Origin of the sequence: Povalibacter uvarum (assembly GCF_014202975.1) — a bacterium.
GTDB classification, from domain to species: domain Bacteria; phylum Pseudomonadota; class Gammaproteobacteria; order Steroidobacterales; family Steroidobacteraceae; genus Steroidobacter; species Steroidobacter uvarum.
Map to the genome: position 1 here is coordinate 329,839 of NZ_JACHHZ010000006.1, position 24,103 is coordinate 353,941.

A 24,103-nucleotide genomic window follows, 5' to 3' on the forward strand; every position below is an offset into this window, starting at 1 on the left:
CGTGCGGGACCAGTTCGAATCGCAGCATCGTGCACTGCACCGCGAGATCTGGAACCTGCTCCCGTGGCACGTGAACGGCACGCTGAACGAGCGACAGGCAAGTCGCGTCGAGAAGCATCTCGCTGAATGCGCCGAGTGCAGGTCGGAATACACCTCGCAGCAGGCGCTGCAACAGCATCTTCGCGAAGACGACAGCGTAGTGCAGACGCCGCACGCGTCGCTTCGCAAGCTGATGGCGCGAATCGAGCAGGACGATCAGGCGCCGGCCGATCGGGAGCCAGGTCAGTCCAGGCGCACCCGCTGGCTGGTGGCGGCAGTGGTCGTCCAGGCGGTCGGATTGATCACGCTTTCGGGCGTGATGACGTGGAAGCTCCAGTCGGTTCGTTCCGAGCCCCGTTACGCCACTGTCTCATCCGCCGCCGTCCCGACTTCGAACGCAGTCGCCGCGCGAGTCGTGTTCTCGCCCTCGATGGCCACGGGTGATCTGGTCAGCTTGCTGCGAAGCATGGAAGCGCAGATCGTCGCCGGCCCGAGCGAAGCCGGTGTCTACACGCTGGCGTTCCCGGAAACGATGAGCGAACAGGATGTTGCCAATGCCGTTGCAGGATTGCGCGCTCGGGCCGATGTACGCTTCGCTGAAGTCGCCGTTGCGGATCCGTGATGCGTTCGCTCCTTATTCTGCTCGCAGCTCTCACGTGTGCCGCTTGCGCCAGCACCTCAGCGGTCGATGACCCGCTGCCCGTCGCCGCCCGCACTCATCCGGATGACTATGTCATCGTGACCGTTCGCAACGAAGGCGAACGAAGTTCCCCCCGCGCCGGATCGACTCCACGCGGCTACGACGGATCAGCGCAGTACTCGGTCGGCGCACAAGCGCGCAGCGCCATTGCTTCGATCGAGCGCCAGTACGGGTTGCATGAAGTTTCCGGATGGCCGATCGCGGAACTGAGCGTTCACTGTGTCGTTTTCCGGATTCCCGCCGGAGAAAGCGCAGCGCGGCTGCTTGCGAAACTCCGGAGCGACGAACGCGTCGAGTCCGCTCAGCCGCTGAACGTATTCGCAACGCGAGCCGCGGCCTACAACGATCCGTACGGCGAACTGCAGGCGAATCTCGCGACGATGAACGTCGCCGCAGCGCATCGCTGGTCGCGGGGTGCGGGTGTTCATGTCGCCGTCATCGACACCGGCGTCGACAGCGATCATCCCGATCTCGTCGGCCGCATCGCCGACCGCCGCAACTTCGTCGACGAGGACGATGAAGCTTTCCGGCGCGATCGTCACGGCACCGCGGTCGCTGGCGTCATTGCAGCGGATTCCGGCAATCGCATCGGCATCGTCGGCATCGCGCCGGAGGCCCGGCTTCACATATACAAGTCGTGCTGGGAGCGCGAAGGATCTGGCGGTTCCGCCGCGTGCAATACGTTCACGCTCGCAAAAGGACTCGCCGCGGCGATCGATGCACGCGTCCAGGTCGTGAACCTCAGTCTCGTCGGACCCGCGGATCCTCTCCTCACCCGGCTGGTCATGCGCGGTCAGGAACGAGGTCTGGTGTTCGTTGGCGCGGCACCCCCTGACTCGGGCCAGCAGGCATCGGCGGATGCATTCCCGGCCGACGTTGCAGGTGTGCTGAAAGTCGCAGCGAGCACGCAAGGCTTGTCGAAGCCTGGAGCGCTGCTCGCTCCAGGGACGGATGTGCTCACGCTGGCGCCCAAGGGACGGTACGACTTCATATCCGGCAATTCGCTTGCAACCGCAGGCGTCACGGGCACGGTTGCGCTGTTGATGGCGCGGGATCGGCGCCTGCGATCCGATCGGCTTCAGCAATTGCTGAGCGTGTCACCACCAACGTCCTCAGGAGTCGATGCGTGCGCCGCGCTCGCTTCGCTGCTTCACGAAGCGCCCTGCGCAATTGCGACTCCGCCAACTCCCGTAGCGGCAGAACCTGTTCAGTCGACCGGCTCTTCCACCCGGTGACCCGCCGCTCGCAGGATCGACAACACGCCGTCTTCCTTCATCAGCATGTGCACTGGCAACGCTGCGAACGTGCGGCGATTGCGGATCATTGCGCGCTCGATGACAGCCGCCAGGCGCGTGGTCTCCTGCCCGATCAGACGATCGACATCCTTGTCGCTCAGAAACGGCCAGCTGCGCGCGAGCGTTTCCGAATACGACTGATCGCTGCGTGCGAGCTGCCGCAGCATCTTCATGTCACCGTCGGCCCACGCTTCGGCGCGGCGCCGCGATTCCGTCATGTCCACATCCAGACGGTCCATCGTCTGCACGAGACAGCGTACGCCGGCCTCTCGTGCCGTGCGCTTTGAAACTTTCGTCACCGGAGACTCGACTTCGTACGATTGCGGCCTGATGGGCACATCATGCAATCGCGCGAGTCCGTAGATCGTGCGCCAGACCTCGTCGCTCGACGTCATGCCGTTGTGTTCGAAAGCGCTCATCTGCAACAGGTACGCCGCGGACGCCGGCAATAACTCGTCGGTCGGGATTCGAGGATCGATGTACCGGTCGCGCATCTTCGTCCAGCGGACGTAGACCTTGCGCGGCAGATCCTCTTCGAGCGTCGTCGACGTGCGCTGCCACTCCTGCGAACCCATCCGCAGTGAAACTGTGTAGGCGCCCAGCACCTCATCGGCGCCGGCGATGGCTGCTTCCACCTCAGCCGAACGCCACCGCAGCTTCTGCGGCAAGGGCGATTGCGTCCCAAGAATCCACACGGTGTGCTCGCCGCTCGTCACCTGCCAGAGCCGCGGCCCCGGACGCTCCGCCGTTACTAGTACTTCCGCCGTAGGCGGCGGCTCGACGTTCACTGGCGAAGGCTCTGCGCACGCCACTCGAGCAGCAAAGCCTCCGGCCAGCAAGGCCGCGGAGCAAAGCAGGGAGAGATTCTTTCCGTGTTTTCGCATCGGGCAACTATAGCGTGTCGTACGGGCTGATGACTCCGGGCAGCGCCGTGACCTGACCAAAGTCAGCAGACGCTGTGAGCCGCCGGGCGAAAACTCCCTGCCATACAAGACGGGGAAACGAACTCATGCGCTGGCTCTTCCTGAAACGCATCCGGCCCTTCGTGCTGCTCGCCGCTGTTGCGAGCCTGATATTGAACCTGGCGCTGCTGGTACCCGCGCTCTACATGATGCAGGTGTTCGATCGCGTATTCGCGAGCAGAAGCGTCGAAACGCTCGTCATGATCAGCGCTTTCGTCGCGCTCGCCCTGCTCCTGGGTTACTTCGCCGACACGGTGCGAACCCGCTCGCTGGCCTGGGCTGGCCGTTCGCTCGATCGTCAGCTCTCGCCCGCGGCACTCTCGAGCGCCTTGCGCACTGCGGCTTCATCGACGAACGGTCACTCGGGCGAAGCGCTGCGCGACATCTCGTTGCTGCGCAACTTTCTTGGCGGCACCGGCATCGTCGCGCTCTTCGATGCACCGTGGCTGCCCATCTATCTGCTCGTCATCGGGCTGATGCATCCAGTCCTTGGCGTGCTCGCCGCGTGCGGTGCGCTGGCGCTGGTCATCCTCGGATTCATCACGGAGAAGCTGACGCGCGAGCGGACGGCGCAATCGCTGGAGCAATCCCGTGCGATCCAGCGTCATACGCAGTCACTTACACGAAGCGCCGAGTCGATCGCCGGCATGGGAATGGCGCGCGCCGCCATCGCTGGCTGGCAGCGTCGTCACGAGGCAATGCTCGAGACGCAGGCGCAGCTCAGCCGTTCGACGTCCCTGCTGGGCGCCGTTGCCCGCATGTCGCGCCAGGCGTTGCAGGTTCTGCTTCTCGGCGTCGGGGCGTGGCTCGTCATCGGCACGGAAGCATCCGCCGGCATCATGATCGCAGCGACTGTGCTGCTCGGACGCGCACTACAACCGGTTGAGCAACTCATCTCCGGCTGGAGAGGCTTTCTCGAAGCCCGGGGCGCATGGACCCGGCTCACTGAGCCGCAAGCATCCGCTGATCGCGATCCGTCGAACGTGAAGCTGCCCGCTCCCAGTGGCCGACTCGATCTCGAACGTGTGGTCTACACGCTGGCATCGAATCGCCCCGCACTCATCAAAGGCGTCGGCCTCTCGCTCATGCCCGGTGAAAGTCTCGGCATCATCGGCCCCAGTGCTTCGGGCAAGACGACGCTGATCCGACTGATGCTCGGCCTGCGCCAGCCGCAATCCGGCGTAGTCCGTCTCGATGGCGCGGATATCGCGCAGTGGGATCGCGACGCGCTCGGCGAGTACATCGGCTATCTGCCGCAGGATGTTGGCCTGTTCGCCGGCTCCGTCGCCGAGAACATCGCACGTCTCGGTGAAGTGAATTCCGACAAGGTCATCGAAGCCGCAAAGCTCGCTCACGCTCACGAAATGATCCTGCGTCTGCCCAATGGGTACGACACGCAGATCGGCGAGCTCGGCGCAGTGCTTTCGGGCGGGCAGAGGCAACGCATCGCGCTGGCGCGTGCGCTCTACGGCCGCCCGAGGCTGGTCGTGCTCGATGAGCCCAACGCGAATCTCGATGCCGAAGGCGAAGCGGCGCTGCTCGCGGCGTTCGCGGACCTCAAGGCGCGCGGCATCACGCTCGTCATGGTCAGCCACCGCCCGGCACTCATGTCGCAGCTCGACAAGCTCGCACTCCTCAACGAGGGGGCCCTCGAGGCGTACGGCCTGACAGGCACCGTGCTGCCTCGCCTGCTCTCGCTGACGCCGCGCGTTCGCGTCGTCACCCCTGCTACTCCCGCAACGGAAGCCACCGCATGAAGACGTCGAAGGCCACTTCGTTCGAGCAGTTGCTCGACACGCCCGCAGCGGACTCCGGGGACCGCGGCGAACTTCGCGGGCTCACTCGTCGGGCGCTCGTTTCCGTCGCGACGATCGGCACCGTTGTCGGCATCTGGTGCTTCACCGCCCCGTTGTCGGGCGCCGTGATCGCACCGGCTCAGCTCAAGGTCGAGCTGAACCGCAAGACCGTGCAGCACCAGGAAGGCGGCATCGTTCGCGAAATCCTGGTGCGCGACGGTCAGAGTGTCCGGGCCGGCGATCCGCTGGTCGTCGTCGGTTCCGTTCGCAACGACGCCGAACTCAGCCTGCTGAAGGACCAGTTGCTCGCCGAACAGATCCGCGCCGCTAGAGCTTCCACCGAGGCGTCGCTGCAGCCGCGCTTCGATCTGCCGACGCAACTCGTTCCGGCGAGCCGCGACAGCGAACACTTCCTGCGTGAGAGCGCTCTCTTCGCTGCACGCCAGCGCACGCTGAACGAACAATTGTTGTCCCTGCAGGAACAGGCCAACGAAGCGCGCAGCCAGGCCGACGGACTGAAGCTTCAGATCGATTCGGCCGAATCCGCCGCGTCGCTGGCGCATGAAGAGTTGCAGATCAACGAGAAGCTCGTGAGCGGCGGCTATGTGCAGAAAGCACGCGTTCTGCAGCTTCAGAGAACAGAAGCCGACTATCGCAGCCGCGTCGGCGAGAGCCGCAGCGAGCTCGCGCTCGCCCGCCAGCGCATGGGCGAGCTTCAGGCGCGGATGGCGCAGGCTCGAAATCAGTACCAGCAGGTTGCCACCGACGAGCTGCGCGAAGCATCGGCCCGCATCCGCGAGATCGAGGAGCGTCTGCGTCCATCACGCGACCAGGTGGAGCGACAGATGGTTCGCGCCCCGGTGGACGGCGAAGTCATGGCATTGCGAGTCGCTGCGGTAGGAGAAGTCATCGGACCGCGCGAAGCAATCCTCGACATTCTCCCGACGAACGAGAAACTCGTCGTCGAAGCACGCGTGCGACCGCAGGACATCAATCACGTGTTCACGGACTCAGCCGCGGAAGTTCGTATCGCCGCTTTCGATGCGAACACCGCGCCGCCGCTGCCTGCCCGCGTTTCCTTCGTATCACCGGATCGCGTGAGCCACCCGGAGACCGGCGAGTCCTGGTTCGTCGCGACCATCGAAGTCGACGCGACCCCGCTGCGCGAGCATCCCGAGTTTCGCCTGCGCGCCGGCATGCCCGCCGAAGTTTTCGTGACGACGCCGGAACGGACCCTGTTTGCCTATCTCGCGAAGCCGTTCACGACCTTCGCGAATCGCGCCATGCGCGAACCGTGACTTTCCACGACCCTCGTTTCATCACCAGGAGCAATCGATGTCCACGTCTCGTATCGAAGATAGTGTCGCCACGGAGGCGGCCGACGCGCTGATCGCGTTCGATCAGCAAACCCTCATCTCAACCTTCGAGCGCCCCGCGCCGAAGCAGTCCATCACGCTGGCGGCCGCACCGACCGTCGAATCGAGCACTGCGGTCGGCGCCGCGTCGACCGACGGAGAGTTCACGATCCAGGCCGTCGTCGGCACGTTCAGTGCCGGCCAGCTCACCGTGTTCGGCGACTCGTTGAACAACAACGTCGAGCTCAGCCGCAACGCTGCGGGCGCGATCCTCGTCAACGGCGGTGCGGTCGCCGTCACCGGCGGCACGCCGACTGTCGCAAACACCACATTGATGCAGGTGTTCGGCCAGGCGGGCAACGACACGATCACACTGAATGAAGCGAACGGCGCATTGCCGCGCGCGAATCTGTTCGGTGGCGCAGGCAACGACGTGCTCACCGGCGGCTCAGGCGCCGACATGCTTTTCGGCCAGGCCGACAACGACACGCTGCTCGGCAAGGGTGGCAATGACTTCCTGTTCGGAGGCGCAGGCGATGACGTGCTGACCGGCGGCGACGCGGACGACCAGGTTTTCGGTGAAGCCGGCAACGATCGCTTCATCTGGAATCCCGGCGACGACACCGATCTGTATGAAGGCGGCCAGGGCATCGACACCACCGTCGTGAACGGCGGCAACGGCACTGAGCAGTTCACTGTCACGGCGAACGGCACCCGTGTCCGTTTCGACCGCCTCAACCCCGCACCCTTCTCGCTCGATCTCGGCACGATGGAGAATCTCGAGCTCAACATGGGCGGCGGCGACGACTCGTTCTCCGCAACCGGCAACCTGGCGGCGCTGATCAGCGTCAAGGTCGATGGCGGCACGGGCAACGACACGATCCTCGGCAGCAACGGCAACGACCTGCTCATCGGCGGCGAAGGCAATGACTTCATCGACGGCCAGCAGGGCAACGACACTGCTTTGCTCGGCGCCGGCGACGACGTGTTCCAGTGGGATCCGGGTGACGGCAGCGACGTGGTCGAGGGCGGCTCGGGCACGGACCGCATGCTGTTCAACGGCAGCGCTGGCAACGAGATCTTCACGGCATCCGCGAACGGCGGCCGCGTACTCTTCACGCGCAGCCTCGGCAACATCGTCATGGATCTGAACGATGTCGAAACCCTCGATCTGAATGCCCTCGGCGGCACGGACACGGTGACGGTCAACGACCTGAGCGGTACCGACGTGACGCGAGTCAATGTGAACCTGTCCGGCACGATCGGCGGCACCACGGGCGACGCTGCGGCGGATGTCGTGATTGCCAACGGCACCAACGGCAATCAGTCCATCGATGTCGTGGGCGCCGGCACTGCGGTGTCGGTCCTCGGACTTCCGGCGCAGATCAACATCACCAACAGCGAAGGCGCCAACGATTCGCTGGTCGTCAATGCGCTCGGCGGCGACGACACGATCACGGCAACTACGTTGCCCGCGGGTGTCTCGCGACTGACGCTCGACGGCGGCGCGGGCAATGACCGCATCTTCGGCAGCCAGGGCGCGGATGTGATCTTCGGCGGCACCGGCGACGATTTCGTCTTCGGCGACAACGGCAACGACACTGCCTTCCTCGGCGCTGGCGACGACGTGTTCCAGTGGGATCCGGGTGATGGCAACGACACCATCGAAGGCCAGGACGGTCTGGACGAGATGCTTTTCAATGGTTCCAATGCCAGCGAGAACATCAACATCATTGCGAACGGGGGACGTGCTCTGTTCCTGCGCGATGTGGCGAACGTCACGATGGACATGGACGACGTCGAACAGATCACGTTCAACGCGCTTGGCGGCGCTGACAACATCGTCGTCGGCGACCTCACCGGCACCGACATCGATTCCATCGCGATCAACCTGGCGGGCCCAGTCGACGCCAACGCGGGCGATGGCGCCGTGGACACGGTGACCGTCAACGGCTCCAACGGCGATAGCGCCATTGCCGTCCTGAGTGCTGGCGATTCGGTCGCCGTCACGCAGGGACCTGACGTCGTATGGATCGACCACGCCGAAAGCACCGATCGCCTGACGATCAACGGCCTGGGCGGCAACGACACGATCGATGCGAGCGATCTGCGGGCCGGTCACATGGAGCTGACGATCAACGGCGGTCTCGGCAACGATCTGATGATCGGCAGCGCCGGGAACGACTTCTTCAACGGCGGCGACGGCAACGACGTGGCACTCATGGGCGCGGGCGATGACACGTTCGTCTGGAACCCGGGCGACGACAACGACACGCTCGAGGGCCAGGCCGGCTTCGACACGATGCTGTTCAACGGCGCGAACGTAGCCGAGAACGTCACGATCTCCGCGAACGGCGGCCGTGCCCTGTTCTTCCGCAACGTCGCCAACGTCCTGATGGATCTGAACGACGTCGAGAGCATCGACTTCAACGCGCTCGGCGGCGCCGACACCATCGTCGTCAACGACATGAGCGGCACGGATGTCCAGGACGTCAACATCAACCTCGCCGGCAACGGCGGCGTGGGCGACGCGGCGGCCGATACCGTGGTCATCAACGCAACGAACGGCGACGACGTGATCTTCCTGTCGAGGGAAGCCGACGGCTCCGTCGTGGTGAACGGCCTCGCGACGCGCATCATCATCAGCGGCTTCGAAGCAGCGAACGATCGCATCGTCATCAACGGCCTGGCCGGCGACGACGTCATCGAAGCATCGGGCCTCACGCTCGGCAGCATCCTGCTGACCGCCGACGGCGGCGACGGCAACGATGTGCTGATCGGCGGCGAAGGCAACGACACGCTGCTCGGCGGCGCTGGCGATGATGTCCTGATCGGCGGTCTGGGACTGGATGTCCTGGATGGAGGGCTGGGCGACAACATCGTGATTCAGTAAGAGTCGCTCAGGGGGACGGCCTTGCGGCCGTCCTCCTGCGCGCTGGCCAACTGGCCAACTGGCTAACTGGCCAGAGTCGGAGGAGTGTCATTCCCGCGAAAGCGGGAATCCACGGCTCGGCACCAAAGTAAGTTCACGGCCCGTCACTCCCGCGAAAGCGGGAGTCCATCCGGGTCCGGAAGAAAGATGGATTCCCGCCTGCGCGGGGATGACGGACGGTCGCCAGCCAACTGGCTCCCCTCTTCGTCCTTCCCTATCCCTCCCATTTAAACGTCCAATTGCCCGCCAAATGAGAATGGCTATCATCTGATTCAGAGGATCGCCATCATGCTCAAGACAGTCACTTTCACCACGATGCACATCAGCATCGCTTTCACGGTCGTCTATCTCATGACGGGAAGCGTCATGGTCGGTGGTGCGGTCGCGCTGATCGAGCCGCTGTGCAATTCGGTCGGGTACTTCTTTCATGAACGCGTGTGGGAACGCATTCGCGCGAGCCGGGCGACTGGGGTGCCGGCTTCGGTCTGACTCGGAGGGATTCCCGTGTTCGCGGGAATGACGATTCTGAGCCCCTGGCTAGCGGGCTAACGGCTGGCTGGCTAAAACTTCATCGCCTTCGGCCGGGCCGCCAGCCTGTCGAGCCATGCCTCGAGCTTCGGGCGCTCGCTGCGTGTCCCCCACAGCCTCGCCCACAGAAACATCGATCCATTCATGATGTCGGCGAGCGTGAATTGCTCGCCGAAGAGATATGGTCCGTCGCCGAGCTCGCGTTCGATCACATCCTTCACAGTCTCGAAATCGGTCCACCCGCGCGCTGACGTCGTCGGCTGCTTCGTGAGTGCATCGCCCATCGACGGCTCGAGCTGCGACGTCGAATAGACCATGAGGGAGAGATAGCGACCGCGGTCCGGACTGCCGACCGGGGGAGCGACTTTCGCTTGAGGAAATTTGTCGCCGACGTACAGGCCGATGGCGGCGTTCTCGAAAATCTTCGTCGAGCCGTCGACGAGTGCAGGAAGTTTCCCTGCAGGATTGATGGCGAGGTACCCGGGCGACTTCTGTTCTTTCTTCTCGAGGTCGATCGGCACCAGCTCGTAGGAAGCGCCGCACTCATCCAGCATCCACTTGGCGATGACGGCCCGGCTCTTGGGATTGAAATAGAGTTTCATCGTCCTGCCCGATTCGAGGAGTAAAAAGCGACCGTCCCTGGCGCGGGCAGGTTCAGCTCGTTCGGATCGCGATCAGCAGAGCGGGCAGAGAGGCTCGGCACGCGCCATGCAATTCGGACCCCCATCGAGGTCGAGACGCTCTGCGAGGGTTGCGAGAACTTCGCCGTCGCTCAGCGACCAGCCCGCGAGGCCGAGCACCACGATCAATGCGGCCAACTTACGCATACGCACTCCCCAATTCCTTCCCTTCCACACGTCGTCGGCCGGTTATATCGCACGGCCCTCGAAGAGTTGCAACTCCCTGATAAATCGGACACATGCGGACACTTTTGGGTGCGGCGCAACCGGCGAAAACGGGACGAATTCTGTCCGGAAGGACACTGGCGGAGCGACGAGCAATGAGCCGGAGAGCGGCGCGTCACCACCAGCCCTCTGGCTCACAGCTCGTCGCTCGCCGCTCATCGCCTCTTGAGGGCAGCTTCCGGGCCTCACCCCGTCATATCATCGGACAGGCACGTATTGGGGATACGGACTCGTGCACGACCGCGGCGAACGCATCGCAGGCTGGGTACGCAAGTGGAACAGCGGACTGACCCGCTTCCTCGAGCGTCGCGTGCCTGCGCGCATCGATGCCCAGGATCTCGCGCAGGAGGTCTACCTGCGGCTGCTGCGCGTCGAGGGCTTCGATTCCATCGCCGAGCCCCAGGCCTACCTGTACCGCGTTGCCACGAACGTGGCGTCTGAATGGCGCCTGCGTGCGTGCAACAGCAAGCCACACGGTGCCGATGAACTCGAATCGCTGCTCGCGGAGGCATCACCCGAAGCGGAGCTCGATGAAATGCAGTTCAGCGCCCAGCTCGATGCGGCGCTGCGCAGATTGTCGCCGATGGTACGGGGTGTCCTGTTCCTGAAGCTCCGCGACGGACTCACGCACCAGGAGATCGCGGAGCAGATGGGGATTACGCCTCGCGTGGTTCGGCGCTGCGTTTCGCGCGGCTACGTCGAGCTGCGCGAGTACCTCACAACGGATCGGACCACGCTATGAAACGTTTGCGCCCTGACTCACCCGCTCATCGCGCTGCCGAAGAAGCAGCGCAGTGGCTGGTGCTGCTCGAGGACGATGCAAGCGAGGACAACCGGACCCGGTTTCTCGAGTGGCTGCGCAGCTCGACGCTCAATGTCGAAGAATTTCTGCGCCTGAGCGCGCTCGAGCGCAGGCTTCGTCGCCATCAGGCCTGGCCCCTCGATTCCGTCGCTGATCTCGTTGCTGCCGCAGCCACGGGTTCTGACGTCGCATTGCTACCGGGCGCACAACGCCGCAAACCTCAACGGCGCATCTATCTGGCTGCTGCAGCGGTGGCTGTAGCAGTCATCGGCGGATCCCTGCTGGCATTCCAGTCCTGGCGCGCGAACGAAGCGAATACCTACGCGACGACGACCGGCGAACAGCGCTCGGTGACGCTCGCGGACGGCTCGATCGTCGAGCTCAACAGCCAGTCGCGCCTGCAGACGCATTACAGCGATGACGAGCGGCAGGTCGTCCTGACTCACGGCGAAGCGATCTTCCGCGTCGCAAAGAATCCGCAGCGGCCGTTTCGCGTCCGCGTCGGCGGCACGGACATCGTCGCCGTCGGTACGGCTTTCAACGTCAACGTTCGCGACACAAAAACTGTCGTCACCGTCCTCGAGGGTCGGGTGCGGGTGTCGGATCATCCGGCCGCCGATCGTGGAGCAACGATCGCTGCGGCGAATCCCGTCGAGCTCGGCCAGGGCGAACAAGCGGTGATCGCCCGCGACCGAGCAACACCTACTGTCGTAGCGGTCGATCCGGTCAAGGCGATCGCATGGACCGATCGCCGGCTGATTTTCGACAACACGCCGCTCGACACTGTCGCTGCCGAGTTTGCGCGGTATCACACCCGCACGATCCGCCTCACGACGAGTTCACTGAAGGACCGCCGCATCACCGGCGTGTTCGACGCCAACGATCCCGCGTCGCTGATCGAGTTCCTTCGCACCGATCAGGCGATCAATGTCGAAGCGGATGAGAAGGGATGGAAGCTGTCGTCGTCGGATCTGCTGATCGGGACGGCGGCGGTGGAGAAGAAATGAAATACTCTGTCATTCCCGCGAAAGCGGGAATGACGAGTGACCACGCTCCTACTGTGCCGGATACCGTTCCAGCAGCGCCCGCAGCACTCCATTCGTCCAACCGAACCCATCCTGCAGCGGATACTCCCCGCCGCCCGCTGCGCCACCGCCCGTAACCACATCGTATTTCTCGACGAGCTTGCCGGTCGCCTTGTAGACCGCGAGGTTCTGCTTTACCCACCGGGTGGCGATCTCATTGGCGAGCGGCTCGTTGTGATACCGACGGAGGCCTTCGATCACCATCCATTGCAAAGGCGCCCAGCCGTTCGGTGCATCCCATTGCTGGCCTGTTGCATGAGTCGTCGTGAGGACCCCGTGAGCGGCGAGCAACTGGCCCTTCACCGCGGTCGCGACTCCCCTCGCCTGCTCGTCCGTCGCGATGCCGAAGAACAACGGCGCGACAGCCGCTGCGGTGACTTGCGCGCCTGCGCGATTCTCTCGCCACGAGTAGTCGGTGAACGCAGCGACCTGGGAATTCCAGAGATACTTGTGAATGGCCGCCTGGCGATCCCCCGCACGCGCACGGAATTCCTCCGCCCTCGCGGGTGAGTCTGCGTGGGCCCGAGCGAGCACTTGCTCCAGCGAATACAACAGGCCGTTCAGATCGACGGGCACCAGGTCGACAGTCCGGATCGTCGCCAGCGTCTTGCCGTCCGCGAACCAGCGCGAGCTGAAATCCCAGCCGCTTTCGGCCGCGGCGCGCAGATTCCGATACACCTCTTCAGCCGGCCGCCGCGACGCTTGCGCCGTCGCCACGTCCTCGGCATACGATTCCTCGCGGGGCGTCGCACGATCGTCCCAGTACCGATTGAGTATCGACCCATCCGGCATGCGCACGACTCGCCGGTGCGCGGGCATCCCCGCATTCAGCCGCTCGCTGCCATCCATCCAGAACTCATACTCGAGCAGCAGCGCGTTTCGATAGCGCGCGTACGCGGCATCGCCTTCATGCGCCGCGAGCAACTCGACCATCGCCGCGAAGAACGGCGGCTGCGAACGGCTGAGATAATAGCTGCGGTTACCGTTGGGAATGTGACCGTAGCGCTCGATGAGCAGCGCAAAGTTGTCGCACATCGACCGCACGAGATCGTGTCGCCCGCTCGCCTGAAGCCCGAGCATCGTGAAGTACGAGTCCCAGTAGTACATCTCGTTGAAACGCCCGCCCGGCACTACGTACCGCTGCGGCAGCGGCAATCGACTCGAGTACTCGATCTCCACGGCAGGATCGCGCGTCAGCACCGACCAGAGATGATCGATGTGCTGCGTGACGTTCTCGCCCGGATCGCTCCGATATTCCGCACCGGCGGCAACGGGCAGGTCGAACTCGCGTTTGACGAAGGCATGCAGATCGAAGCCCGGCGTGCTGCGTTCCTTCCTGTACGCCGCCACGATCTCGGCAGGCTCGCGCTTCGCGACTGCATCCACAAAGGTTTTGCTGTCAGGGAAGACGCGCTGCGTCTGCACGGCTTCGAACAGCTCGCCGTAGAGCTGGGAGGGAGTCGCAGGAACCTTGGGTTGAGGCGCCGTTGCACACGCTGCGAGCAGCGCGAGCACGCAGGAGACGATGAAGAGCGGAGGACGTGGGCGTGCCAGGGATTTGTCCGTGCGGCTGGGGATGAGTTTCATGCGGAAGATGCTACAGGTTCGTCATTCCCGCGAAAGCGGGAATCCATCTCTTCGGGAAGATGGATCCCGCCTACGCGGGGATGACGAAGGATGGATTCCCGCGTGCGCGGGATGACGGCAACTCAGAACTTGAACGTCACCGACCCCATGAACGATCGCCCGAACAACGGCCTCGCCATGTACACCGCTCCGATGCCACCGGCACCGACATCCGTGCGCGGATTGCCCTCGGTGAGTCCGACTTCGTCAGTCAGATTGTCTCCGGACAACTGCACGCTGAATGCCTCGGTGATGTCGAACATCACGCCGGCATCGACCTTCGAGTACGACGGCAGCTCGATCGTGTTCTCGTCGTTCGAGAAGCGCTTGCCGACGTAGGTGTAGGTCAGGTACAGCCGGCCGCGTGAATCCATGAAGTACCAGGTCGGCGTGAGCCGGCCCATGACTTCCGGAATGCGGCGGATCGTGTTGCCGGTGTTGTCGAACGGCGTGCCGTTGGCATTCGTGCCGGTGAAGTTCTCGTATTCTGGTTGCTGCCACGTGGCTGTGAAGCGGATGTTCAGCGACTCGACGGGCAGCCACTCGCCCTCCAGCTCGATGCCGCGCGTCTTGGTTTGTGCCCGCCGCACGACCGTCGATCCGTCCGCCAGGATGTCCTGGAAGGGCACATTGTCGAACTCCGTCTGGAACAGCGTCGCGAACATTGCGATCGTGTCGAACGAGACCTTGTACCCGAGCTCCACGTTGCTGACGTTGTCCTTCTCCAGCACACCATTTCGCACATCATCGAAGTGCGGCAGCTTCGCCGATTCGGTGTAGTGGCCGAAAAACGCCTGGCTGTCCGTGAACTCGTAGTTAAAACCGATCGACCACCCTAGGTTGTCGAAACTCTCGTCCACGCTGTTGGCGGGCGCCAGCAAAGCGAGCGATGTTCCTGCGTCGTAGGTCGTCGCCGGATTGCCGTCGAGATCCACCGCGGTCGGCACGCTGATCGTTCCTTCGATGTCCTCATCGTCGTAGCGAACACCCAGATCGATGCGGAATGCATCGGTGACCTGCCACTCATCCGAGGCATACAGCGACCATTCCGTCGCTTCGTAGTCCGCGGCGAGATTGAAGAAGGAATACTGGGTGAAGCCCTCCGGATCGGTAACACCCGGCAGCAACAGACGCGACGGCCGGCTGCTCACATCCATGAGCATCAGATTGCCGAGGCTCCAGCGATCCTCCATGGAGTAGTCGGCGTAATAGAGACCGAGCGTGAGGTTGTTCGACCCGAGGTCCAGGTTGAAGCGGATGTCGTCCTGAAACGCCTCGTACTCCTTGTTCACGACCCAGTGGCCGTGGTTCTGCACGAATTGATTTGCTGCGTAAGCGCCGCCGCCGTCCACATACGTGAAGTTCGGCGCAACCCCACGGCCCGCTGCGAAGTCGGCGCCGAGCACCGGCGGATCGCCCGGGAAAATGCCGTCGAAGCGCACGCTGCCGTCGGTGTAGCGCGCGAGATTGGTGAAGTTGACCGTGTCATTGATGTCCCACTGGAACCGGAAGCCGCCCGTTGCGAGATCGGGGTGAATGCCATCCTCGAGACTCGAGCCTTGCAGTCCCAGCTCGGCAGCGGAATCGGGCAAGCCAGCGCGCGCGAGATTCGCACTGTGCAAAGAGTAGGTACCGGCATCCTGGCCGTTGATCGCATCGGGATCCGACGCGCTGCCCTGCAACGGAATCGGGACCGCGAACAACGATCGATCGTTGATGTACTTGACGAAGAACTCGAGTTCGCCGCCGTCGAACTGGCGCAGCAGCTTCGCGCGGATCTGGCCGCCTTCGTCAGCGGTATATCCGGGATCGCGAATGCCATCTGAAGTTCGATAGTACCCACCGAACGCGAGACCCCACTGATCGCTGATCGGACCGCTCCACGCAAAATCGCCGCGATACATCGAATAGTCGCTGATGCCGAACTTCACCACGCCCTCGGACTCGTTGCCGGGCTTCTTCGTGACGAAGTTGACCGCGCCGCCGATCGCGCCCGCGGTAAAGATCGGCGCCGTGCCGCCGCGCAACGCCTCGACACGCGAGATCGTTTCATCGACGCGCACGAACTGGTCGGGGTTGTAGAACGACAGCTCGAACACGGGATAGATCGGAATCCCGTCCTCCATCAGAGCGACGTAGCGATAGCCGCCGTCCTGGATGATGCCGCGAGCGAACACATTGCCTTGTGTCGTACCGGCCGTGGATTCGACCCAGAAGCCAGGCACCTGCGCGATCAGGTCAGCCGAACTGGCTGGTGCCTGCTGCGCGATCGCATCCGCATCGAAAGTGGAGATGGCGACGCTGGAATCGAACTTCGTACGCTCGGAAACGGCGGTACCGGTGACGACGACTTCCTCGACGCCGAACAACGCATCTGAAGTTTCAGCCGGAGGCGACGCCGCTGCGGTCGTCGCTTGCGGGGCGGGAGCTGGAGCCTGTGCGGCCAGCGCCATGGGCTGCAGAGCAGCGAATTCGGCCGTCGCGGCCGGACCCGCGTCGGCTGCCTGCGCAATCGCGATCGTACGATCGTTGACGCGACGCGCTCGCAGCCCGGTGTTGTTCAGCAGCCGCTGCAGCGCCTCCTCGTTCGAGTAGCGACCCTGCACGCCCTGGGACTGCTTGCCTGCGCCGATCTCGGAAAAGAAAACGACCTGTTCGCCCGTCTTCTCGGCGTAGACGCGCAGCGCGGAAGAGAGCGATTGGGCGGGTATATCGAATTGCGTCGACGCCGCAGCTGTCGCCGAAGCGGCACACAGCATACAGAGCGATGCAGAAACGGCGGCAGCAAGCCAGGTATTCCGTGACGGCATGAGAACTCCCCCTTGTTTGAATTGCCAGCGGCTGGCGCTGACGCGGCCGCCGCAAGGTCACCTCCATTAGAGGGGCTGACCGGCAACTCCTGCCCCCTCGCGCGCGGACCGGTTAATCTGTGCCGCGATCTCCCGACGGACGCAACGGGGCTTCTACATAGCGCGAGGCGTCGTCGGCAAAACCACGGCAACGGAGACGGCAGCGCATGGGCGGACAGGGGCGGATACGGGTGGGCATCGGCGGCTGGAACTACGAGCCGTGGCGCGAGACGTTCTATCCGAAGAGTGTGGCGAAGAAGGACGAGCTCGCTTACGCAAGCACGAAAGTGACCGCGATCGAGATCAACAGCACGTTCTATCGCCTGCAGAAACCGGACGTGTACGCAAAGTGGCGCGAAGCAACGCCGGACGACTTCATGTTCTCGCTGAAGGCGCCCCGATTCGTGGCGCAGCGCAGGGTTCTCGCCGAAGCGGGTCCGCACCTGCAGCGGTTCATCGACAGTGGTATCACGGAACTCGGCGCCAAACTCGGGCCGCTCCTGTGGCAGCTCGAACCCAAACACGCCTTCGACGCCGATGACATGCAGCGCTTTCTCGACTTGCTGCCCGGCGCAGCCAACGGGGTGCGCCTGCGTCACGCCGTCGAGGTGAGACACGAGAGCTTCACGACGCCACGCTTCCTTGAAATCACGCACGAGCGCGCGGTGACCGTCGTACTCGAAGACGATGAAAGCTATCCCGGCTTCGCGGATGCAACGGGGCGATTCATCTACGCACGCCTGCGCCGTAGCGTGTCGAGCGAGCCGACGGGTTACCCGTCGTCGGCAATCCGTGATTGGTCAGAGCGCGCAAGGATTTGGGCGACCGGTGCCGAACCCGACGATCTGCCGCGCGTGGAGAAAACGAAACCCGCGAAGGCGGCGCCGCGCGACGTGTTCATCTATTTCATCAACGGTGCGAAGGAACGCGCACCCGCCGCGGCGATGAGTCTGATCGCGGCGCTGTGACCAGAGCCGGATAGCGGGCAAGCCTTCCCTGGCCTGGCCTGCGTCCCGTTGCCCCCGCTACGGATTGTGACCGCGCCTCGGCGGTGTTTCCTTCCTCGAAGGAGGCCGAGCTGTGGAGCGTGCTGCTCAACGTGCGAACGGACAACGAGAGCTCACCCGACATCAACGAATATCGGCCGCTCGTGGGATTGAAGAACTATTTCATCCGCAACCAGCGCCTGACCTTCTACAACCTGGCGCGCATGGAGTACCGCATCCAGGATTTCGACGGGGCCGAGGACAAGGAGTTCTTCCGCTTTCGCGACCGGCTCGGCACGGAGTTCGCTCTAACAGAGAAAGCCAACCAGCCGGGTGCCTGGTACGGCATCGCCGATGTCGAAGTGTTCTATCGCACCGATCGCGACATATCGGACCTCGCGCGGCTGCGCGGCGGGCTGGGCTGGGTGATCGGCCATTACGTGCGCGCCGAACTCATTTATCACATGCAATTCACTCGCACGGCCGGCGAGAGTTTCGAGTGGACCGACAACATCTGGCGCCTGAACTTCAAGGTCGCACGCCAGCACGGCCTGCTGCAGCGGCTCGATTTCGATCACTGAGCCGCCGCCCCTCACTTCGCCAACGTAATACTCACCGGGCAGTGATCGCTGCCCATCACATCCGAATGAATCTCCGCCGCCTTGACGGACTTGCTCAGCGCACCTGAGACCAGGAAGTAATCGATTCTCCATCCCACGTTGCGGGCGCGGGCCCCGGAGAACACGCTCCACCAGGTGTAATGACCATTACCCTGCGTGAACTTCCGGAACGTATCGACGAAACCGGCGTCGAGGAAATTCTGGAAGCCTTCGCGCTCTTCTTCGGTGAAACCCTTCTTGCCGCGATTGGGCTTCGGATTCGCCAGGTCGAGCTCGGTGTGCGCGACGTTCAGGTCACCGCAGAAAACGACGGGCTTCTTCTTCTCCAGTTGCTGGCAGTAAGCAAGGAACGCAGGGTCCCAGTGCTTGTGGCGCAGCGGCAGCCGGCTCAGATCGTCTTTCGCGTTCGGCGTGTACACGGTAACGACGTAGAACTTCTCGAACTCGGCCGTGATCACGCGGCCCTCCTCCGCTGCGTCGCGCTTCAGCTCATCAGCGAATTTGAAACGCTTCGCGAACTCCTTCGGGAAGCCGTTGATCACCGAGAGCGGTTCCTTCCTGGCGAAGATCGCCGTGCCGGAGTAGCCCTTCTTCACCGCCGAGTTCCAGTACTCGTGATAACCGGGCAGATCGATCTCGATCTGTCCGCGTTCCGCCTTCGTCTCCTGCAGGCAAAGGATGTCAGGTTTGTGCGCCTCCATGAACGACTGGAAAGTGCCTTTCTTCAGTACCGCGCGGATGCCGTTGACGTTCCAGGAGTAGATCTTCATTGGTGTTCTCGTGATCGAACCGGAAGCAAGTATAGGTGCAACTAACAAGACGATGCGCGTCTGCAATCCGCCGGTAGACGGGCGCTGCGGACAACCGCACGGAACAGCGCCATCCGCAGGACGTTGTTGGCAAGGACCCCCAGCGACGAGCGCCGGAGACGGCCATGAAATCCGGAATTGCGTGCTTCATTGCGATTGCCTCCTTGACCGCAGCACCGACGCTTGCGGATCAGACAGGCACTCCACCTGCTTCGACCGGCCCGAATCCGCAGCTGCCGGAACCCAAGGCTTCCGTGCTTCCTGTCGTGAAGATCGCGCCGGCCGTGGGCTGGCCCGAGGGCACGACACCCAAGGCGGCCGAGGGACTGGCGGTCAACGCGTTCGCTTCGGGACTCGATCACCCGCGCTGGCTCTATGTGCTGCCCAACGGCGATGTCCTCGTGGCGGAAACCAATGCGCCACCCCGCCCGGAAGACAAGAAAGGCCTCAAGGGCTGGGCGATGAAGCAGGCCATGAAGAAAGCCGGCGCGGCCGTGCCGAGCGCGAATCGAATCACCCTGTTGCGCGATGCCGATGGCGACGGCAAGGCCGAGTTGCAGACCCCCTTCCTGCAAGGCCTGAACTCGCCATTCGGCATGGCGCTCTCGGGCAGCACGCTCTATGTCGCGAACACCGATGGGCTGATGCGATTCACGTACAAGCCGGGCGCAACGAGCATCACCGACAAGGGCACGAAAGTGGCGGACCTGCCCGGGGGCGACCTGAATCATCACTGGACCAAGAACGTGATCGCGAACGCGGACGGTTCGAAGCTCTACGTCACCGTCGGCTCGAACAGCAACGTCGCCGAGAACGGGATGGACAAAGAGGAGCAGCGCGCCGCGATTCTCGAGATCGATGCGAAGAGCGGCGCGACTCGATTGTTTGCCTCGGGGCTGCGCAATCCGAACGGACTCGCATGGGAGCCGAAAACCAAAGCACTCTGGACTGCCGTGAATGAGCGCGATGAGCTCGGCGACGATCTCGTCCCCGACTACATTACTTCTGTACGCGATGGAGCCTTCTACGGCTGGCCCTACAGCTACTTCGGTCAGCACGTCGATGATCGCGTGAAGCCGCCTCGCGATGATCTCGTTGCCAAGGCAGTTGCGCCCGACTACGCCGTGGGCGCGCACGTCGCCGCATTGGGCCTCACCTTCTATGCAGGAAATCTGCTGCCGCAACGCTATCGCGGCGGCGCCATCGTGGGCTTGCACGGCTCCTGGAATCGCGATCCGCCGAGCGGCTACAAGGTCGTCTTCGTTCCGTTCGCGGACGGCAAGCCTTCCGGATCGATGGAGGATCTGCTCACGGGATTCCTGAGCGAGAAAGGCGATGCGTACGGAAGACCGGTGGGAGTGGCGGTCGACGCAAAGGGCGCTGTGCTCGTCGCCGATGACGTTGGAAACGTGATCTGGCGGATCGGTGCATCGACACCGTAACGTTTCTTCCGCGCACCACCGCGCAACGACCTCGGCTCTCCTTCGCACTCGTTGCAACAACGAACAAACGCCGTCGCCCTCGCGCCACATTTAACAATTGATGATCCGTCATTCGTCCCGCGCGTCTCAGCCGTGGCGGAAATCGTCTTCGTTGAGCCACTTGAGCAACCCTTGCGCCGCGCCGGCGTGAACGTCGCAGTACGTTTCACGCAACGTTAGGCGTCGATCTGACGCATGCAATGCGCAGCTGTCAGCCTCGCGTGCAGGGACCCGCAGCATTGTCGTCCCTGCGGAACAGCAACAACGCAGGAGAACCCCATGTCAAATACCAGCCATCGGTGGCGCTCCCCATTAAGGGCGCTACTGCTGAGTGTGTTGGCGGCATCGGCCGCGCACGCGCAGGACGAGAACATCCAGGAGATCGTCGTCACCGGCTCGCGCATCGCGGCGCCGAACCTGACCAGCACGAGTCCGGTGCAGGTCGTGTCGTCGAAAGAGATTCAACAGACCGGCCGCACGGACGTCGTCGAGATCCTGAACCAGCTGCCGCAGGTGATTCAGAACTCCGCGGTCGACTTCTCCAATACATCGAACTCGCTCAGCACGCCTGGCGGACTCACGACCGTCAATCTGCGCGGCGTCGGCCCGCAGCGAACGCTCGTGCTGGTCGACGGCAAGCGCCTCGGCAGTGCCGACGCCAACACGGCGAATCCGAATCCTTCCGCCAACCTGGACCAGATTCCGATGTCGCTCGTCGAGCGCGTCGACGTCGTCACGGGCGGCGCTTCGGCAGTGTACGGCTCGGATGCCATCGCAGGCGTCGTCAACTTCATCATGAAGAAGGACTTCGAGGGCCTGAACATCGACGCCCAGTACAACGTCTTCCAGCGCGACAACGACAACGGCTTCATGCAGGGACTCGCCAGAGAGCGCGGCATGACCGTGAGTGACGGCAGTACTAACGACGGCGACACGTTCACCGTGTCGATCACCGCCGGCGCCAACATCGCCGACGGGCGCGGCAACGTGACGGGCTACCTCACGTATCGCACCGCCGATCCCATCACGGGCGCCGACATCGACTTCGCGGGCTGCCAGCTCGTGCTCAACTCCGACGGCACACCGCGATGCGGCGGATCGGCGAACTCGAATCGCTTCTCGCCGGCGGGAACTACCGCGCAGTACGCAGTCGTTGGCAATCAGTTCGTGCCGTGGGGTCTCGGCGTGGATTCGACTCCGCCTCCGGAGTTCAACTCGAACACCTACGTGAACATGTATCGCGACAACGAGCGCTACATGGGCGGCTTCATGGCGCATGTGACCATGAACGACTACTTCGAGCCGTACGTCGAGTTCAACTTCATGAACGACCGGACGCGCGTCGAAATCGCGCCGTCGGGTCTGTTCGAGAACTCGAACCCGTACAACGGCTCGGGCTTCTACTCGATCAACTGCAGCAATCCGCTGCTGAGCGCACAGCAGCGCTCGATCCTGTGCACGCCGGCACAGATCGCCGCGGACACGGCGAATCCCGGGTCGACGAGTGTCGACGTCAACATCGGTCGCCGCAACATCGAAGGCGGCCCGCGTATCGCGGAGTTCGAGCATGACAACTACCGGGCAGTCGTCGGTACACGCGGCAATCTCACCGATGCGTGGAACTACGACGCCTACGGTCAGTACTACTACACGTCGCTGTACAACCTGAACACCAGCTACCTGAACTTCCAGGCGATCGCGGATGCCTTGCAGGTAACAGGGACGCCGGGCAGCCCGACGTGCATCAGCGGCAACGCAGGATGCGTGCCTTTCAACATCTTCAGCGAAGGCGGCGTGACGCCGGAGCAACTCGCTTATCTCTACACCGATGGCACGGCGTACGGCACGGTGACGCAGAAGATCGCGCACGCTGACATCACGGGTGATCTCGGGCTGTACGGCCTCAAGCTGCCGACCGCGGACACGGGCATCGGCGTAAACGTCGGCTTCGAGTATCGATCCGAGGATCTGGCGTTCAAACCCGACGCTGCCGAGCTGTCAGGCAACCTCGCCGGCTTCGCCGGTGCATCGGTTGCGATCAATGACGGCTACAACGTCCGGGAAGCGTTCACGGAACTTCGTGTCCCGCTGGTCCAGGGACGCACCGCCATCTATGACCTCGTGTTCGATGCCGGCTATCGCTTCTCTGACTACTCGACGGCGGGCGAAACCAACACGTACAAGTTCGAGCTGCAGTACGCACCGATCGAAGACCTGCGCTTCCGCGGTTCGTATCAGCACGCAATTCGTGCGCCGAACATCATCGAGCTCTTCAACCCGCAGAACTACGGTCAGCAGAGCTTCCTCGGCATCGATCCCTGCGCACGTCAGCCTGACGGTTCGCCGGCAACCCGCTCGCTCGATGATTGCATGCGCACCGGCGTCACGGCCGCTCAGTACGGCAACGGCGGCAGCACCAACACGATTCCTCAGTGCGTATCGAATCAGTGCGGCCAGGTCACGGGCGGCAATCCCGAGCTCGATCCGGAACTCGCGGACACGTATTCCGTGGGTCTGACCTGGGCGCCGGGCGCGCTGGGCCTCGTCGCGAGCCTCGACTACTACAGCATCGAGGTCGAAGACGCTGTCGGAGCGATACCAGGTGCGTTCCTGTTCCAGCAGTGTCTCGATACGGGCAATCCCGAGTTCTGCAGCCAGATCGTTCGCACGGGTGCAGGCGCCCTTACCGGTGCAAGCGTGCAGACGGGCGGCTACATCCTGCAGACCGGCGTGAATGTCGGCGAGCTCACACTGAAAGGTGTCGATGCGCAGATCAGCTACTCGCTGCCGATCGGCGATATCGGCAGTCTCTCCTTCGCGCTGAACGGTGCGTATGTTCTCGAAGCGGGCAACACGCCGCTGCCGGAAGCCGATCAGAGCTACGATTGCGCCGGCCTGTTCGGCACGATCTGCCAGACCATCACGCCTGAGTGGCGCCACAACCTGCGCATGAGCTGGGAAACGCCGTGGGATCTGGATCTCTCGCTCAACTGGCGCTTCATCAATGGCGTGGACCTCGACGCCAACCAGTCAGATCCGGACCTGAATCCGACCGGCGACTTCGACTCGTTCAACGCGCACATGCCGTCGGTGAGCTATTTCGACCTGTCGGCGCTGTGGAGCGTCGGCACCGGCACGACGCTGCGCGCCGGTATCAACAACATCTTCGACAAGGATCCGCCGCTGATCTCGACGAACGTGTCGGGCACCGGTGGTCCGAACTCATATCCGACCTATGACATCCTCGGTCGGCAGGCCTTCTTCGGCTTCTCGCAGAAGTTCTGATCGTCAGGCTCAAGGGCGCTCCGTCATCGACGGAGCGCCCTTTTTCTT

General features: G+C 63.4%; 18 protein-coding genes. 12 read left to right on the top strand and 6 right to left on the bottom strand.

What is annotated here, in order from left to right:
• The first annotated feature begins 1 nt into the window (after nucleotide 1).
• The gene (locus HNQ60_RS23805) at nucleotides 2–661 is read left to right on the top strand and encodes a zf-HC2 domain-containing protein (protein ID WP_184335278.1); all 660 of its coding nucleotides are present in this window, start codon (nucleotides 2–4) and stop codon (nucleotides 659–661) included.
• Nucleotides 661–1,974 carry a S8 family peptidase gene (locus tag HNQ60_RS23810; protein ID WP_184335279.1) on the top strand — a complete coding sequence of 438 codons (1,314 nt, stop codon included), beginning with the start codon at nucleotides 661–663 and terminating at the stop codon, nucleotides 1,972–1,974. The genes HNQ60_RS23805 and HNQ60_RS23810 overlap by 1 nt, the downstream gene beginning before the upstream one ends.
• Here the strand turns inward: HNQ60_RS23810 and HNQ60_RS23815 are convergent.
• Nucleotides 1,947–2,822, bottom strand: coding sequence for a TraB/GumN family protein (locus HNQ60_RS23815; RefSeq protein ID WP_184335280.1), 876 nt, complete (start codon nucleotides 2,820–2,822; stop codon nucleotides 1,947–1,949). The two genes, HNQ60_RS23810 and HNQ60_RS23815, sit on opposite strands and share 28 nt — an antisense overlap.
• Nucleotides 2,823–3,043: 221 nt before the next feature.
• Between HNQ60_RS23815 and HNQ60_RS23820 the strand changes: the two genes are divergently transcribed.
• The 4 genes from HNQ60_RS23820 to HNQ60_RS23835 all read left to right on the top strand — a co-directional run bounded on the left by HNQ60_RS23820 (nucleotide 3,044) and on the right by HNQ60_RS23835 (nucleotide 9,568).
• The gene (locus HNQ60_RS23820) at nucleotides 3,044–4,753 is read left to right on the top strand and encodes a type I secretion system permease/ATPase (RefSeq protein ID WP_184335281.1); all 1,710 of its coding nucleotides are present in this window, start codon (nucleotides 3,044–3,046) and stop codon (nucleotides 4,751–4,753) included.
• Entirely contained in the window at nucleotides 4,750–6,090 is a 1,341-nt protein-coding gene (locus tag HNQ60_RS23825; RefSeq protein WP_184335282.1) for an HlyD family type I secretion periplasmic adaptor subunit, read from the top strand. Before HNQ60_RS23820 ends, HNQ60_RS23825 begins: the two co-directional genes overlap by 4 nt.
• A 37-nt stretch (nucleotides 6,091–6,127) precedes the next feature.
• Nucleotides 6,128–9,040 carry a beta strand repeat-containing protein gene (locus HNQ60_RS23830; RefSeq protein ID WP_184335283.1) on the top strand — a complete coding sequence of 971 codons (2,913 nt, stop codon included), beginning with the start codon at nucleotides 6,128–6,130 and terminating at the stop codon, nucleotides 9,038–9,040.
• A 327-nt stretch (nucleotides 9,041–9,367) separates the two neighbouring features.
• Complete coding sequence (locus HNQ60_RS23835) at nucleotides 9,368–9,568, top strand: DUF2061 domain-containing protein (RefSeq protein WP_184335284.1); 201 nt, start codon at nucleotides 9,368–9,370, stop codon at nucleotides 9,566–9,568.
• A gap of 71 nt (nucleotides 9,569–9,639) precedes the next feature.
• On the opposite strand, the gene HNQ60_RS23840 is transcribed toward HNQ60_RS23835, so the two are convergent.
• Nucleotides 9,640–10,209 carry a glutathione S-transferase family protein gene (locus tag HNQ60_RS23840; protein WP_184335285.1) on the bottom strand — a complete coding sequence of 190 codons (570 nt, stop codon included), beginning with the start codon at nucleotides 10,207–10,209 and terminating at the stop codon, nucleotides 9,640–9,642.
• A gap of 72 nt (nucleotides 10,210–10,281) precedes the next feature.
• Complete coding sequence (locus HNQ60_RS23845) at nucleotides 10,282–10,434, bottom strand: hypothetical protein (protein WP_184335286.1); 153 nt, start codon at nucleotides 10,432–10,434, stop codon at nucleotides 10,282–10,284.
• Nucleotides 10,435–10,744: 310 nt separating this feature from the next.
• Here HNQ60_RS23845 and HNQ60_RS23850 point away from each other — a divergent pair, with 310 nt between their 5' ends.
• Together HNQ60_RS23850 and HNQ60_RS23855 are read left to right on the top strand one after the other, a co-directional pair.
• Nucleotides 10,745–11,254 carry an RNA polymerase sigma factor gene (locus HNQ60_RS23850; RefSeq protein WP_184335287.1) on the top strand — a complete coding sequence of 170 codons (510 nt, stop codon included), beginning with the start codon at nucleotides 10,745–10,747 and terminating at the stop codon, nucleotides 11,252–11,254.
• Nucleotides 11,251–12,321, top strand: a complete 1,071-nt coding sequence (locus tag HNQ60_RS23855) for a FecR family protein (RefSeq protein WP_184335288.1) — start codon at nucleotides 11,251–11,253, stop codon at nucleotides 12,319–12,321. The genes HNQ60_RS23850 and HNQ60_RS23855 overlap by 4 nt, the downstream gene beginning before the upstream one ends.
• A 48-nt stretch (nucleotides 12,322–12,369) precedes the next feature.
• Here HNQ60_RS23855 and treF read toward each other — a convergent pair whose 3' ends face one another.
• Together treF and HNQ60_RS23865 are read right to left on the bottom strand one after the other, a co-directional pair.
• Nucleotides 12,370–13,986 (bottom strand): alpha,alpha-trehalase TreF, encoded by a 1,617-nt coding sequence (gene treF, locus HNQ60_RS23860; protein WP_184335289.1) that lies wholly within the window; start codon nucleotides 13,984–13,986, stop codon nucleotides 12,370–12,372.
• A gap of 122 nt (nucleotides 13,987–14,108) precedes the next feature.
• Nucleotides 14,109–16,835: a TonB-dependent receptor domain-containing protein gene (locus HNQ60_RS23865; RefSeq protein WP_184335290.1), complete on the bottom strand. Its 2,727-nt coding sequence runs from the start codon at nucleotides 16,833–16,835 to the stop codon at nucleotides 14,109–14,111.
• 206 nt (nucleotides 16,836–17,041) lie between these two features.
• On the opposite strand from HNQ60_RS23865, the gene HNQ60_RS23870 reads away from it, so the two are divergent.
• Together HNQ60_RS23870 and HNQ60_RS23875 are read left to right on the top strand one after the other, a co-directional pair.
• Nucleotides 17,042–17,842, top strand: a complete 801-nt coding sequence (locus HNQ60_RS23870; RefSeq protein WP_184335291.1) for a DUF72 domain-containing protein — start codon at nucleotides 17,042–17,044, stop codon at nucleotides 17,840–17,842.
• Nucleotides 17,843–17,925: 83 nt separating this feature from the next.
• Complete coding sequence (locus HNQ60_RS23875) at nucleotides 17,926–18,441, top strand: DUF2490 domain-containing protein (RefSeq protein ID WP_184335292.1); 516 nt, start codon at nucleotides 17,926–17,928, stop codon at nucleotides 18,439–18,441.
• 11 nt (nucleotides 18,442–18,452) lie between these two features.
• Here HNQ60_RS23875 and HNQ60_RS23880 read toward each other — a convergent pair whose 3' ends face one another.
• Entirely contained in the window at nucleotides 18,453–19,250 is a 798-nt protein-coding gene (locus HNQ60_RS23880) for an exodeoxyribonuclease III (RefSeq protein WP_184335293.1), read from the bottom strand.
• A 164-nt stretch (nucleotides 19,251–19,414) separates the two neighbouring features.
• Between HNQ60_RS23880 and HNQ60_RS23885 the strand changes: the two genes are divergently transcribed.
• Nucleotides 19,415–20,731, top strand: a complete 1,317-nt coding sequence (locus HNQ60_RS23885) for a PQQ-dependent sugar dehydrogenase (RefSeq protein WP_184335294.1) — start codon at nucleotides 19,415–19,417, stop codon at nucleotides 20,729–20,731.
• A 318-nt stretch (nucleotides 20,732–21,049) separates the two neighbouring features.
• Nucleotides 21,050–24,055 (top strand): TonB-dependent receptor domain-containing protein, encoded by a 3,006-nt coding sequence (locus tag HNQ60_RS23890; RefSeq protein WP_184335295.1) that lies wholly within the window; start codon nucleotides 21,050–21,052, stop codon nucleotides 24,053–24,055.
• The last annotated feature ends 48 nt before the right edge of the window (nucleotides 24,056–24,103 follow it).